13 protein-coding genes and 4 pseudogenes are annotated in these 14475 nt (G+C 34.0%); 2 read left to right on the forward strand and 15 right to left on the reverse strand.

Going from position 1 to position 14475, the window contains the following annotated elements:
- Positions 1-136: 136 nt before the first annotated feature.
- The 7 genes and pseudogenes from FJQ98_RS14540 to FJQ98_RS14570 form a co-directional block, all read right to left on the reverse strand.
- Positions 137-313 carry a hypothetical protein gene (locus tag FJQ98_RS14540; RefSeq protein ID WP_158002946.1) on the reverse strand — a complete coding sequence of 59 codons (177 nt, stop codon included), beginning with the start codon at positions 311-313 and terminating at the stop codon, positions 137-139.
- A 653-nt stretch (positions 314-966) separates the two neighbouring features.
- Positions 967-1257 (reverse strand): annotated as a pseudogene (locus tag FJQ98_RS14545) (phosphoenolpyruvate hydrolase family protein); the annotation flags it as partial.
- A gap of 690 nt (positions 1258-1947) precedes the next feature.
- Positions 1948-2502: pseudogene (locus FJQ98_RS14550) on the reverse strand (phosphoenolpyruvate hydrolase family protein); the annotation flags it as partial.
- Positions 2462-3721 carry a Tm-1-like ATP-binding domain-containing protein gene (locus tag FJQ98_RS14555; RefSeq protein ID WP_053592589.1) on the reverse strand — a complete coding sequence of 420 codons (1260 nt, stop codon included), beginning with the start codon at positions 3719-3721 and terminating at the stop codon, positions 2462-2464. The pseudogene FJQ98_RS14550 and the gene FJQ98_RS14555, both read right to left, overlap by 41 nt.
- 341 nt (positions 3722-4062) lie before the next feature.
- Positions 4063-5283 carry a phosphoenolpyruvate hydrolase family protein gene (locus FJQ98_RS14560; protein WP_246494217.1) on the reverse strand — a complete coding sequence of 407 codons (1221 nt, stop codon included), beginning with the start codon at positions 5281-5283 and terminating at the stop codon, positions 4063-4065.
- Positions 5284-5578: 295 nt separating this feature from the next.
- Positions 5579-6145 (reverse strand): annotated as a pseudogene (locus tag FJQ98_RS14565) (histidine phosphatase family protein).
- A gap of 81 nt (positions 6146-6226) precedes the next feature.
- On the reverse strand, positions 6227-6712 hold the full coding sequence (locus FJQ98_RS14570) for an Lrp/AsnC family transcriptional regulator (RefSeq protein ID WP_053592590.1): 486 nt from the start codon (positions 6710-6712) through the stop codon (positions 6227-6229).
- Positions 6713-6915: 203 nt separating this feature from the next.
- Here FJQ98_RS14570 and FJQ98_RS14575 point away from each other — a divergent pair, with 203 nt between their 5' ends.
- Positions 6916-7818, forward strand: coding sequence for a DMT family transporter (locus FJQ98_RS14575; RefSeq protein WP_277815914.1), 903 nt, complete (start codon positions 6916-6918; stop codon positions 7816-7818).
- Positions 7819-7865: 47 nt separating this feature from the next.
- Here the strand turns inward: FJQ98_RS14575 and FJQ98_RS14580 are convergent, their stop codons facing one another.
- Together FJQ98_RS14580 and FJQ98_RS14585 are read right to left on the reverse strand one after the other, a co-directional pair.
- Positions 7866-8039 carry a hypothetical protein gene (locus FJQ98_RS14580; RefSeq protein ID WP_198926827.1) on the reverse strand — a complete coding sequence of 58 codons (174 nt, stop codon included), beginning with the start codon at positions 8037-8039 and terminating at the stop codon, positions 7866-7868.
- 458 nt (positions 8040-8497) lie between these two features.
- A pseudogene (locus FJQ98_RS14585) lies at positions 8498-9866 on the reverse strand (IS4 family transposase).
- Positions 9867-9998: 132 nt separating this feature from the next.
- Here FJQ98_RS14585 and FJQ98_RS14590 point away from each other — a divergent pair.
- Positions 9999-10403 carry a (2Fe-2S)-binding protein gene (locus tag FJQ98_RS14590; protein WP_053594909.1) on the forward strand — a complete coding sequence of 135 codons (405 nt, stop codon included), beginning with the start codon at positions 9999-10001 and terminating at the stop codon, positions 10401-10403.
- Positions 10404-10541: 138 nt separating this feature from the next.
- Here the strand turns inward: FJQ98_RS14590 and FJQ98_RS14595 are convergent, their stop codons facing one another.
- The 6 genes from FJQ98_RS14595 to FJQ98_RS14620 all read right to left on the reverse strand — a co-directional run bounded on the left by FJQ98_RS14595 (position 10542) and on the right by FJQ98_RS14620 (position 14475).
- Positions 10542-10700 (reverse strand): hypothetical protein, encoded by a 159-nt coding sequence (locus FJQ98_RS14595; RefSeq protein WP_158003027.1) that lies wholly within the window; start codon positions 10698-10700, stop codon positions 10542-10544.
- A gap of 316 nt (positions 10701-11016) precedes the next feature.
- Positions 11017-11760, reverse strand: a complete 744-nt coding sequence (locus FJQ98_RS14600) for an amidohydrolase family protein (protein ID WP_053594908.1) — start codon at positions 11758-11760, stop codon at positions 11017-11019.
- Between the two features lie 155 nt (positions 11761-11915).
- Entirely contained in the window at positions 11916-12608 is a 693-nt protein-coding gene (locus FJQ98_RS14605; protein ID WP_053594907.1) for an ABC transporter permease, read from the reverse strand.
- 30 nt (positions 12609-12638) lie between these two features.
- Positions 12639-12944 carry a hypothetical protein gene (locus FJQ98_RS14610; protein ID WP_053594906.1) on the reverse strand — a complete coding sequence of 102 codons (306 nt, stop codon included), beginning with the start codon at positions 12942-12944 and terminating at the stop codon, positions 12639-12641.
- Between the two features lie 659 nt (positions 12945-13603).
- Positions 13604-13753 carry a hypothetical protein gene (locus FJQ98_RS14615; protein WP_158003026.1) on the reverse strand — a complete coding sequence of 50 codons (150 nt, stop codon included), beginning with the start codon at positions 13751-13753 and terminating at the stop codon, positions 13604-13606.
- Positions 13754-13902: 149 nt separating this feature from the next.
- A complete protein-coding gene (locus FJQ98_RS14620) occupies positions 13903-14475 on the reverse strand; it encodes a DUF1697 domain-containing protein (RefSeq protein WP_053594905.1) in 573 nt (190 codons plus the stop codon).

Raw genomic sequence — 14475 nt, forward strand, 5'->3', positions numbered from 1 at the left:
AATTTTCACTTCTCAAAATTTCATAATCTCATTTAAATAAAGAGATTATTGCTATAATCCATACTCCTATCACAAGTAATAAAAACCACCAGCCCATAAACGTTTATGATTTGTTAGTACTTCATAACATATATATTTACCCTTTAATATGTTCATTTCTAAAAAAACCAATAATTGAAATAATCATACCTATAACAGATACAATTAAACCTAAAATAGTGCCCTGTGAATATCCAAGTCCATTTGAATTGAATGCTATTTCTATAGTTAACCCAAAAAGAATTATTGCAACACCAAAATGCAAAGTCTTCAATTTTCAACACCTCCACATGTCTTAAAAACGAACTAACCACCTTTACTGATACTACCTTATTATACAATATATTCAAAATTTCATCTTTTGTATTGTTCTGTGGAACTTGGAATGTTGTCCTCGTAATACAGCCCTTCTCTGTTTAATTCTTTTCCATTTCAATTGCAATTTCTCAGACCAATAAGCGCATTTGCTGTTTAATTTACGTTCAAATATATCGCTATCAGGGTTGTAATAAATTACAGGTGTTGTTGGCCCACTTTTGGACTCGATAAGTACCAAAGTCCACGTTTCGAATTGTACCATTTCATTTTGAGCTTCCATTAAAATCTTCATCGCGTACTGCACAATATCTTTCGATTAATCATACTCATATTGTTCAATAAAATTAAGGAATTCTCTGCTTTGATTCAAGATGCCATTTTAAAATAGAATTTATTAAAAGTCACTCATTATTTTTCAAATGAGTGACTTTTTAAACGTTCTATTATAATTTCTTCCACCTGGTTTTTTAAGCCTGATTTGTGTAACGAAACACTTCAATATCAATTCTTTTATTTAGAATTTTAGAATTTATTAAAGGAAAAAAAGTCACTCATTTTATTTATGAGTGACTCAGACTGTCGACAAAAGAAAACGTCTCTATATGAAAGCTAATTACTATTGTTTATACCTTTGAAAGCTTCAGTTTGTTCCTTAATTCCTTTTTCTGCAGCAAATCTTTCAATACTAGATGCACCAAAGAATCCAACAATCCCATCTACTCTATCAATAATATAAGCAGCATCTCCCGGCTCTGCAATTGGACCTCCATGGCAAATTGCTAATATATCAGGATTTATAGACTTACCAGCATTAACAATTTTTTGGATTCGATCGACACAGTCGTCTAAAGTTAAGGCAGTTTGTGCACCAATAGTACCTTTTGTTGTTAATCCGATACGAAAAACATATACATTTCTTAAAAAATGTAAACATCTCTACTGTGACACAACTTTTATCTTCCGACTTTCGTTTTTGTGTCTTCCTTATTCTCCGAGTCTGATTTCGCCGAAGCTACTGCCATTTAGTATGACTCTCAAAGGCTTAAATTCCGCAGTATCGTTGTTAACATTTTTATATTTGTATATATTTTTCTTGTTCACACGAAGGCGCAACCCTTCATGCAGTCTTTCTCTCACGAGTAGACCTCTTATGCTTTCACATAAGCGCAGACTATATCTTCATCTTATCTTCTAATAAGAGCCACATTTTTCTTCCGCCATTCGCTTGCGGTTTTACTCTCCCTCAAGGAGATAGTCGTTGAACGTCTTCCTTGTCTCATTAGAGATTTAGGAGTTCGCTGCTAAACATCCATTGCCAAAGCACTTAGCGCTACCGTTTTCCGTTGTCACGACGACCCTTTACGGACACTGAGTAATTTTTTTCAGCTTATGCCATCCTTGTTGTTTTTTTTGCTTTCGCACCGTTACGTCTGCCGTTTCCAGCTCCGCTTTGGTCACAAGGCTTTAGGAGTTAAAAGCAATTAACGTGGAGTTCGCACCAATCGCTTGATACGAAGGGTATTCTGTTATAAATCTATGCTTCTATACAGATTTGTATAGTTTGTCTAAATTTGTCGTAACAGTTTAGTTACCCATGTGAGCCACTAAAATATCTGCACCCGCTTCAGCCATTTTCTTTGCTTGCTCTTCATCGAAGACATATGGAGTAGTTAACATATCTAATTCATGTGCTTTTCTTATCATATCTACTTCTAAATCATAGCCCATTCCTGTTTCCTCTAGATTTTGACGAAAAACACCGTCAATTAAACCAACTGTAGGAAAGTTTTGGACGCCACTAAACCCTTGATCTTTCAGCTGCTTTAAGAAAACTTCCATCACTTTAAAAGGATCTGTTCCATTAACACCAGCTAGAACTGGAGTATCTTTTACAACGGGTAATACCTCATTACCCATTTCAACAACTATTTGATTAGCATCACCATAAGATAATAAACCAGCTAGTGAGCCACGACCAGCCATTCTATAACGACCTGAATTATAAACAATCAACATGTCGGCTCCACCAGCTTCACTACTTTTAGCTGTAATTCCTGTACCAGCGCCAACGCCTACAAGAATATTTCCTTTATTGATTTCTTCTTTAAAACGATTCAATATTTCTTGTCTCTGTAACATTATCATTTTCCCTCTCTTTATTTTCTATTAATTCAATTAATTTTTCCGCTGCAGCTAATGCAAACTCTTCACTATTTATATCCGTATTGATTTCTATCATTTCTACTTTACTTTGGTCAACATTTTCTCTTAATGTATCAAATAACATTCTGTCTTCCTCTAAACCGTAGAAAGGCTGCCCTTCAACATCAAGACCTGATAGCCCTTTTAGCGGTAAAAATAACGCCGTGTAGCCATTAGCTAAAGATAATTTTTCTGCAATTACTTCACCTATTTGTTTGTTCTCTTCAACGGATGTGCGCATTAAAGTAACTGTTGGATTATGCTTATAAAATTTTCGTCCTTTAAATTTATTAGGGACAGAATCAAATGGACCAAAGTTAACCATGTCTATTGCACCCACCGACACAACTTGAGGAATCTGTTTTTTTGAAGCTGCTTCTAAACGATGCGGGCCAGCTTTCAATACACCCCCAATTAATTCATCAGCCCATTCTGTGGTCGTAATGTCAAGGACACCATCTATAAATCCGTTAGCTATTAAATTCTCCATTGTACGACCACCAACACCTGTTGCATGGAAAATTAATACCTCATATCCTTTAGCTTCTAAGAAATCTTTAGCCTGATTGATACAAGGTGTTGTCAGCCCAAACATCGTTGCAGCAATAAGAGGCTTTTTTTTCACGATCGTTTTATTTTCAAAGTTAAGCATACCTGCTATCGCAAATACTGCATTCGTAAATATTTTTGTCGAAATTACATTTAATCCAGCAACATCTACTACTGAAGGAATCATAATAATGTCACTAGTTCCTACATATGGCTCCGTATTACCAGAAGCGACAGTTGAAACCATCACTTTAGGAACACCTATTGGTAATGCTCTCATACCAGTTGTTACGATAGATGATCCTCCAGTACCTCCAAAGGAAAGTACACCGTCAAATTTACCTTCTTCATACAGTTTCGGCAAAAGCAATTCCATCCCTTTTGCAAGAACTGCTGTTGCATTTGCGCGATCTCTTTTTGCAGCAATTTCCTGTATATTCTCTTCAGCTGCAGCCGCTACTTCAGCATTTGATACGTCAGGCTCAAACGTTGGGTTAAAAACACCTGTATGAATCGTGAAAGTATTGAAACCTAACGATTCTATCAACTCTTTTACATATAAATATTCTTTTCCTTTTGAATCAAATGTTCCAGCCAAAGCAATTGTTTTCATATCAACTCTCTCCCTTCTTGATCTTTAAAACATCAAATAATCACTTAAGAAAGCGGTATCATTTATTACTCCATTCCATAATAACGTTTTCTTTCGGGAGAGTTAATGTGTTTATGTTCTAAAAACTTGTCTCTTTGTTATATTATCAATTATGCCTTGGCATAATTGCGTCTGGAATCGGCTTTGTGCTTGCACAAAGAACTCCTTTCCGATTCCATGACATCCGCCGGAGGCTTTAGGCCAACACGAAGTTGGTCACTCAGTCGTGTGTTGCTGTCGCTTCGCTTTCGCACAGATAAATTGCCACAGGACGTGGCGTTCTTAGACTGAGTTCCTCTATTTCAGCGGGTGTCCAAACACCTGCTGAAAGAAGTTAAATAGTTTTTAGGTGACACACCTTTATATTTTTTAAATATTTTACTAAATTGAGTATAGTCTGGATAACCTACCATTTCTGCGATATTATTTAACGGTATTTTTTCCAATTTTAGTATTTCAATTGCACGATTAAGCCGAAAATTAATAAGATATTGTGTAAATGAGACACCCATCTCTTTTTTAAATAAAGTGCTTAAATAAGAACGAGACAAATTTAATATTTCTGCTACTTCATTCAATGAAATTTCATCCATATAATGTAAATTGATGTATTTTTTTATAAAATTAATATAATCATCTTGACTTCCCAAACCATCAGTAATTTTACTGATTAATTCATCGAACTGAAAATCGTTCGTTTGCTTAAAGGATTTCGTAATATGTATGAGAGCCTGTTCATTGGGAATCCTTTCAAAAACAGAACCTCCGATATAACCCATAATCGTAGTATCATCATACATATATTGAACATCTATTGGTTTATTAACCGGGCCTCCATAAATCATTTTAATGATGTTAGGATTCAGTTCATTACATTTATTAAATATATTCACTGCCATCCTTTTGGCAGCCTGTAAAGATAAAATCTTTTTAGCACCTAATGATCCACCATTCGTTAAACCTAAGTGAACACAAATAATATCTGCATCAGCTTCTACCATCCTTATAGCTTGCTCCTCGTTAAATACAAAAGCTACAGTAAACAATCCCTTTTCACTAGCGAGACGAATAGCTTCTACCTCTTTATCATAAGAAATACCTTGTTCTTCTAATGCTTCTAAAAAAAGCCCATCTACTAGACCAATACTTGGATAATTATTAATGCCTGCAAAGCCTTTTTTCTTAATTAAATCGATGTAGTTATCTAGATCAATTGTTGGATCTGTTGCACATAAACCAAAACAAACAGGAATTTTTTTTATCATAGGAATGATCTCTTTACATGCAAAATCCATGACAACTTCATTACTATTTGCATACGGTAAAAAACCAGCTAATGAACTTACCCCCATTAATCTGAATCGTCCTGAATTTAGAGCCAAAATAAAGTCAGCGCCACCTTGTTCTGCGTATTTAGCTGTCATTCCAGAACCAGCGGCAACGCCTAAAATATATCTATTTTTAGTAATTTGTTTTTTAATATAATTTTTTATTTCATACTTCTTATCTTGCATTTCCTCCATATAATTTTCACCTCTACTACTACATTGTTTAGTCTTCAGTAAACCGTTCACCCTTTTAGTGTAATGTACATTATCCCTTAAACAAAAGCTATAAATGTCTACTAGTCTCTACTGATTTTATAAGGTGAAGTAAATATACTTGTATTGTGATTATCAATATTTTCCTTAATCAGTTGTTTAGTCTAGCCTTCAGGACAAAAAAAACACCCTTTTTAATCAGAATGTTTTTCTAAAATTTATTATTTGGAATATCTAAAACACAAGAAAATGTACCGACAATTTTCAGTCTCAAAGCTTAAATCTCCCATAATCTTTTTACATCGACCAATTCTTGCCCATCAAATTCCATTCTGTATATGTCTGGCTTTGTTGTATGTAGTAAAAAGTTCAAATCATATCTACTATCATAAAACCCCATCATTAAAGTCATAACAGCCCCATGTGTGCCAATTACTACTTTCTGTCCTTGATAGGTGTTTAATAATTCTTTCAGGACTTTTATAGCACGTTTCTGGCAGTCAGCATTTGACTCCCCTCCCTTTAAAGCATAAGCTGGGTCAGAAAATGACTTTTCTAATAAAGGGAATAATTCCTTGTCAGAAATTCGCTTATCTCCAGCAATAAATATTTGCTCTTTAAGATCTTCAAATACAATTACCTTTTCTATTTAATTAGCTACTTTCTGAACAGTTAGGATTGAACGACTATACGGGCTTGAAATAACAGCATCAATGCCCTCTTTTTGTAGAATATTAGTTATTCGTTGAGTGTCTAATCTACCTTTTTCAGTTAATTCTCTAGTTCTCTCATTTCCGTCTTTTGGTGAATCACCGTGTCGCACCATATAAATGAATGTTTTCATAATGCCTCCTATTGTGCTTGAGTTTTTGACCTAAACCATTTACGTGACGAAGCTAAAAATCGATATTGCTCGGAAGAGTTTCTACTGTTCATCCACTGATATTGGTAAGACTGTAGAATATTTAACTTCTCTTAAAGATAAGTTAGTTTGAATGCGGGATATGCCAAGCCTATTTAATTTTCTTATAAAGCTATTTAATTCTTTTCGATCCCTAATAACAACCTTTAAAAGATAATCATACTCTCCCGTTAAACAATGACATTCTAATATTTCTGTCATTGTTTTTAAGGTATTTTCCAAAGCTTCTAATTCCTTCGCTTGGTGAATATTTGTACTCATGAAAACATAGCAGAGTAAATCGAATCCCAGTTTCTCATGATTTAAAATGGCAACTTGTTTATCAATAAATCCTTCACTTTCTAATCGTTTTATCCTTGTATGTGTCGCTGGTGGGGATAAATTCACCCGTCTCGCTAGTTCTGCATTACTGATCTGAACTTCTCTCTGCAAGATATCTAATATTTGAGTATCCACACTATCTAATAATCTTCTTTCGAAATCTCTCATGCTATTCTCTCCTTTTTTTATTCGAAATTTCAGCTACATTTGACAATCATTATTAATTTTATTCTGTAAAATCCTTTTATTCTTACTATTATTTTGATTTTTATTCATTATACAAAATATTACACTGCCAAATAAGCAAAAATGTTATGATTCTTTTATCAAAACTCGATTGTACATATAAGAATCCAAGGAGAGATAGTGATTTGAAGAATATCTATGTTCTATTAATGCTTTTAACCAGTTTACTTTGGGGAGGCAATTTTGTAGTTGCCAAATCGCTTGTTGAGCATGCCTCTCCCTTAACATTGACGAGCTTAAGATGGCTCATTGCCGTCGCCGTACTTCTTCCTATGGTATGGTGGAAAGAAAAAAGATTGCTTCCCTCTCGAGATGCCCTTCTCCCTTTATTGTTAATGGGCATTACAGGTGTGGTATTGTTCAATATTTTTCAATTTTTAGCATTGGAAAGAACTACATCGACGAATGTTGGCCTTATTTCAACATTAAATACTATTTCAATTGCGATTTTTTCATTTGTTTTTCTAAAGGAAAAGATTAATATACTTCAATCACTTTCAATGCTACTTTCGCTGTTCGGTGTTCTTCTCGTACTTTCAAAGGGGAACATCAACCTATTATTGTCTTTTCATTTTAATTTGGGTGATTTATGGATGCTTGCAGCTGTATGTGTATGGGGAATTTATTCCGTCTGTAGTAAATGGGCAATGAAAACTACCTCACCACTAATGTCTAATTTGTATTCAGGAATATTTGGACTTCTTGTACTATTGCCGTTTAACCTTAATGATTTTACCATTTCTAATGTTAATCATTCTTTTATACTATCCCTTTTATATACAGGGTTTATCTCCACTGTCGTTTGTATGGTACTTTGGAGCATTGGTATTCAAAAATTAGGGGCTACAACATCCGGTGTTTTCCTTAATTTCAACCCGATTTTCACGGCACTTTTAGCGTTTTTATTTTTAGGAGAAAGCATCTCTTGGACTCAAGGGATTGGAGGATTGATTGTTATTATAGGCTGTTATTTATTTTCACATTTTAAAACGAAAACAACTTATCTAAATACATCCCTTTCAAATTAAGACTAAAACAAAAAAGTGTCAACACAATTAGTTACACTCTACCGAAGTTAAAGTGAATTATATTTTTTCACTTTTAAAGGAATAGATATAACATATAAATCTATAGCATAAGTGCTAATCGTAATCCCTTTACCTTCTTCCGTAAATTTTGCTTGAAGAAACTGTTCTGAAACTTTTCTTTTTCCCCATTTTTTAGGGAACCATTCAAATCCTAGAAACATAGTATTGATCACCTTAAAGTATTTTAGAAGATACCAACTTTATAAGACCAAGACGATAATTAGAACTGCATTCCAGTTAGTACTTACTAACTGGAATGCAGTTAATTTTATGAGCGCCTAGTTTAACTAGCTTTAAATTTATACTTGGTTCTCTCATTATTTTGGAATTAATTTTATTTTAGAATAAATTTTGGTGATTTCAAAAAAAAGAATTCCAATTTACACCTTCGAGCTCTTGATCTTTTTTGAGCGTTCACTGTCTTGTTGATAATGAGGCAATTCCTTTCCCATTTACCTTTGTGCATGGGTTATACTTTATATAAGGTGACGACTGAAAAAAATGTACGAGGTGATATGAAGATGGAAAATTGTTGTAGTAGCAGTAAAAAAAATATTAATGAAAACACTATTATTTGTCCCTCTTGCAAAAATAAAGCTAAAAATGTACAGTTAATAACTCAAACTTCGCAGACTGAAATCGACAAATAAGCCTTGATATAATTAGGAAGGCTGGCGATCCATTGCTGAAGTTGACTTTTGATTAGTTTTTGGATTTTTGTATTTGTCTTTTTCAGGGTATCTTCAAGAAGCTCGATTAATTGCTGTAAAGCGACAGCCCAATCGAGTTCATTTACTTCATCGCAAAGTTCATAGAAAATGCCACCTAATGTTCGCTGGTCGGTATGGCAGCGATTTTGCCAGGACAAAACGATATATCTTGAAAAGACAATGGTTGTGTGACTGATGAGTAAATCATAAGACATCCCTTGAAATTCTTTTTGAAGTCTCAATAATGATTTGGTTGTCTTAAAGAAGACTTCGATGTCCCAACGCATTCCATAAATACGAATGATTTCTTGTTCAGAAAGCGTACAGTCCGTGCTAAGAATGGCAAGCCACTCACTCTTTTTATTTCTGTTTTGGACAAATACAACCTTTACCTGAACGCCATTTGCCATCGTTGTATGAATCGATCGCAAAATTCCTTTCTTGTCTGGGACAGGTGTGGCAATCTTATACAATTCTTTTAAAGAGAGTCGTTGGTTGTTCATCAAATAACGTTGGTTCGTATTTTTCACCATACCAATGACATCCAGACCTAGTTCAACGATGGATTGAATGAGCGGTTGTTGTGTAAACCACGTATCCATTAACACATAATCAGCGGATACACCTGCTTGTAAGGCTCTTTTCAAGCATACTTGGAATGATTGTAGGCGCGGATTCTAACGATTCTACACGACGTTTATAGCCCGAGGTACGTTTGTCGATGTTGTTCGAAATCCCATTGATTTGTGCATTTTTTGAACTCAGTAACGTAAAATCCAGCGGCATAAATGTAAAGCCGTCTGACCAACCCAAAGTAAGCATACGAAAGCCTTTTATAGAAGCGCTTCGTTAAAGAGGAATGATCCATACAACGTGCGAGAAGCTCAACCTTTTTACTACGATTCCGATCAAACATTGAATCGTCAATAATCAGTGTTTTTTTGGGCGCTTTTTCATCTGTTAGTGCATCGACTTTTTGAACGGCGTGTGCGCTTAAAAAGGATAAAAAAACGACGCTAAAGCAAATTTAGAATGATTCATAAAACGATAAACGGCATCTTTGGCTGGATAACAATCTCCTTTTTGGATGATAAAAAGGGTACACCAACTCTTTTGATGAAAAATTAAACAGAATACGAGGTGAAACAAATAAGAAGTTGTAAACCCAAACTTCTTCGTAATGCCAGCTTTCCGTAAATGTTTAAAAATTTCTAATTCATTAAAAATAGATTTTAATTCTTTAGACAGTTGATTGTTTGGTCCATTATGCTCTATCATAATGAAAGCACCTCTTTCGTTTGGTAGTGTATTCTAGTCAAATTCACTATACCAAAGAATGAGGTGTTTTTTGTATTTATAAAACATTTTGTCAAGAATCCTATTGAAATTGTAAAGAACCAAACAAGCTCAATGATTAAGCCGATTTATATTGGTGCGAAGTTTGAGTTAATAACAATTAAATCCATGATGAAACCATCTGTATTAGGATCTATAAATGCTATGGAAAATCACTATTTTTGTGCTACTAAAGATTGTCATGTCATTTATTTTGATTCGTGTAATAAGGAGTACCTTCTATCTGATATAAAGGTAGATGTACATCAAAAGAATGACTCATTTAGTACACCGGTTTGTTATTGTTTTGGTTGGACTAAAGAGAAAATTAAACACTATGTTGAAAATGAACTCACTCCTAGCCCCTTACAACATATTCGTGAAAATATAAAAGAAAATCGTTGTGGCTGTGAGGTAAACAATCCTCAAGGTAGTTGTTGTTTAGGGAATGTTACGAAATATATTAAAGGTTTAACCTAAAAAGGAGTAATAAGGGGTCCTAAAAGCTTAAGGGTTTTTAGGACCGTTTTATTGACCGTGGTACACTTCGATATTTTGTCTAATAAAATTGGTGGTTACCGCTGTATTGTTTAAAGTTTATCCCCTCCTCGAATCATTTTAATCAACTAATTGATTAAACTTTTCTGTAGGGAAATCAACTCCTAGTTCCTCCATTTGTATTTTTGCTTTCTCAATTAATTTTGTTGCCTCTTTATTAGTTTCATCATCTAAATTTGCGAATTTTTCGCCTTTTTCAATATGGTTTGGGAGAGACACACCTAGTTCTTTCGTTTTGGTTTTAGCAGCTTCTTAAATCAAAAATAGCTATCCTTATTTCAAAATTAGGTAAGTCACAACATTTACGAAATAAAAAATGATCAGACTCAAAATTAATTGTTTATCTGATCATTTTTTATGCGTGTTCGTTTGTTTACCTTGACAATGATAGGTTACCACATTATTCTTAACAATTTCTGAACAAATCCTGAATCATGTAGCTTCGATTGCTCTCGCAGCGCATAATAAAAACCCTCCACATTTGATGTGAAGGGCAATTGGCTATTTCTAATAAACAGTTCTTCTACCAAAAAACTCACTTAAAATAAAAATTCATCGCGTTTTGATAAAGAATTTTTTCCGCAGAAATTGAATCAAACAATCCTTGAATCAGTTCAATATCTGCATAAGCAAAAGGTCTTTTTGCCCGTGTTGACGGCAAGTCTGTGCCGAACATTAGCGCGTCGGGATTGACAGCATAAATGGATTTCAAAGCATGTTCTACATTGAGCTCCACACGACCAAAACCTGTCGCTTTTACTCGTACACCTTGATCTACGAGTTGCAACAAATGAGGTAAGCCTTCCTCAGATAACCCTAAATGATCAATTGAAATGGCCGGTAATTTTTCAATCGTTGAGGCAATTTCAGGCAAATCTTTTGCGTCTATATATAGTTCACTATGCCAGCCAACTAAATCATAAACACGTCTCGCAAAGTAATCGAGTTTAGATAAATCTTCGGAGCCGCCACGCTTCACATTGAATCGTAGTGCGCGCATACCTTTTTTATGTAAATCAATAATCTCATCATCTGTCACCGAAAATGGTAGTTGCGTAACACCACAAAATGCAGAGCCCATTTTCTCTAAAGCATTGACTAAATAATCTTGGTCAAAACCTTGGAAAGAACCCGAGACAATTGCACCACCTACAATATTAAAAGTCGCTGTTTCTTTTTGGTAATCTTCTACAACATAGCTAGGTGGTACATATCCTTGGTTTTCAGTAATAGGAAAATCAAAATCAATAATGTGAAAGTGTGCATCAAAAATTCTCATCTTTCCGCCTCCTTTCTTTTACGTTATCAAACATAAAACATAATGAAAATTCATGTTTTTTTATTAGATTTCATAAGTTTATCTTATTGACATAAGAAATCCGGGTCTTAATTAGGTTTTCGCTAGCCTTCCTGATCGTTTCACCTTACTCCAAGTTACATCGCATCCTCGTTTTCAATATTATGAATACCTAGGTACGCAATGACCACTCCAACTGCTGCAAGCCCTAATTGAAGTGGAATAAAGGTCACCAATGAGATTGCTGGGTTATAAGAACAAGCAATTGCCACCACGAGGAGAGAGGAACCAATAGTGGCCGGAACAGAATGGTTACGCATCCCAAAATACAATGGAATTAAGCTTATTCCTGAGGAGACAATAGCAAAAGGAACCATGTTTATGACCTCTCCTATGAACTGATTTGCAGTTAATGCAAATGGAACAATAGGAAAATAAATATTAATTATTGAAAACAGACCAGCAACAACCATATTAGACAACATCATTGTGATTAACGTCAAAAAAGCTATCAGGATTAGTTTACTAGCAATTATTTTCTTTCGACTAACAGGATAAGAGAACAAAATCAAAATTGTTTTGTTTTTATATTCTTCAATGATTAGTTTCGCAATCAATACCGAGGCAAACACAATAAATGTTGCCCTCACGCTTGCGCCAATCAGTACATAAACATCTTGATACGTTGAAATGGGTATATCCCCTTCTCTCTGTGCAATAAAAATAACGATACACACTATTGCTGTTATAATGATGTTGGCGATAATCGCACCTTTTACATACCAACCTAAGTTAAACTTCTTCATTTCCAGCTTTAGTAGCTGTAACATAGCGTCATCTCTCCTCTTCGATTTGTCATTCTATTGCATGATCATATAACCAATACTCATTATGTTGAGTATTGGTAACCTATTATGATTCTTGTATTCATTAATTACTAAACGTAATAAAATAATAGCTAAAATAATTATAAATGTTGTTTTAATAAGAATATTCATTAATGGCATTAGTCCTAAATACTCAGTAAACAACAGCCCATTCTCAATTTTAAAAACATATGGAAGAGTTCCGGAAGCAAAGTAATTTGCTACAATACAAATGGTTATTCCTATTAAATATTTAGTTAAATTATGTTTTTTCCATCCCAGTTCTATCAGTTTAAGCATGAATCTCTCTCCATTCATCAAATTTAAGAAATACTACACTAAAGAGCTGTGCTTTTTATCGCCAAAATCTTTTGCAGAGTAACTGTCATGTCATAAATTCGAATTTCTTGTTCGTCCATATTATTTTTTATACGAGATGATATTCAAAAATGTAAGTCTCTTTTTTAATATCCTGTGCAGTCACCCCAAAAATTCCCTCTCTCATTTTGTACTTTAATTGTATAAATCGATCATCTCTTTTTTCTTACTCATTCCTTACAAATTTATTAATTGTAATATGGCTGTCTCGAATAATCCTTAGAGGAACTTTAGTGGTTTTAGAATAACTAATCATATTGGACGCTGATTTCCGCGGGCGGGAGCCGAACACCATGCTCGTTATATTTGGAGGAATTATTTAAATACCAGGCTTAAATGAGTACCTGATGTACTTTTTATAAAGCTCTATTCACTAAAAACAAAAAGCCAAGCTCACAAAAAAATTTGTGACCTTGACTTTTTGTTTATGCGTGTTCATTTGCTAACCATGACATTATTAGGTTACCACATCATTCTCAACAAATTCTGAACAAATCATGAATGTATATTTGTTTTACTACGACATACGTATTGAAATAGCCGTATCTTTACGACTGTATTTTTGAAAATCGAATATTTTATTATTTGCGATCCTGATTATTTTTATCAGTTAATTTACCAGTAATAAATCCTAAAAAAGTATTTGTTATAATTAATGGTGTTATTTCTCCTGCAACTATAAAAGTTAAGACACCAGCTACAACACCAAGTAATAATGCGTTTAAACTCATTTACCTTGAACCTCCAGCCTTTTAATAAACAAAATCGAATTAAATATAAGATGCTCTAAAAGTTGCGAAAAATTGTTCATGTAGCCATTGTATGTAAATCCTTTATTTGCAAGTCCTGAATAATTCTTTTGATTAATGGAACTTTATTATTATTTACTTTTTTTATATTTCAATTCTTCGACCATACTTGAAAGCTTCATGAGAGTTTTCCAATTACGTACAGTTGCTGGAATCTCAAGCTTTTTCAGATTATTACCAAGTTTGGAGTTTCGAATGCTGTCATAGAATAAAAGATGCACATCTCTTCCATTTATGATACTGAGTTCTCTTTCATTTGTATAAGCTAAAAACTTGTCACGATTGACCTTAGAAGGAGCTGCCGGCAACAAAGCAACATGCAGACATTCTCCTTTACATGAATTATCCGCTTCTGAAATCTTCTGATCTGAAAAGGGAGATTGACTTACAATTTGCTGTAATTCTTCTGATGTCCTAATGACAACAAAACTGGATATCCCATAATCCGCTTTAATTTTATCCTGAATTTTCTTTTGCAAAATCTCCTCAGTTTCGCCTGATTCAAAAAGGATGTTTCCACTTTGTATATATGTCTTAACATTTTGTAATCCTAGTTGTTCAAGGGAACTTCTTAATTCTGCCATGATGATTTTATTGTGCCCGCCTACATTAATTCCTCTAAGTAATGCAATATATATAGTCAT

Origin of the sequence: Lysinibacillus agricola (assembly GCF_016638705.1) — a bacterium.
Taxonomy (GTDB): domain Bacteria; phylum Bacillota; class Bacilli; order Bacillales_A; family Planococcaceae; genus Lysinibacillus; species Lysinibacillus agricola.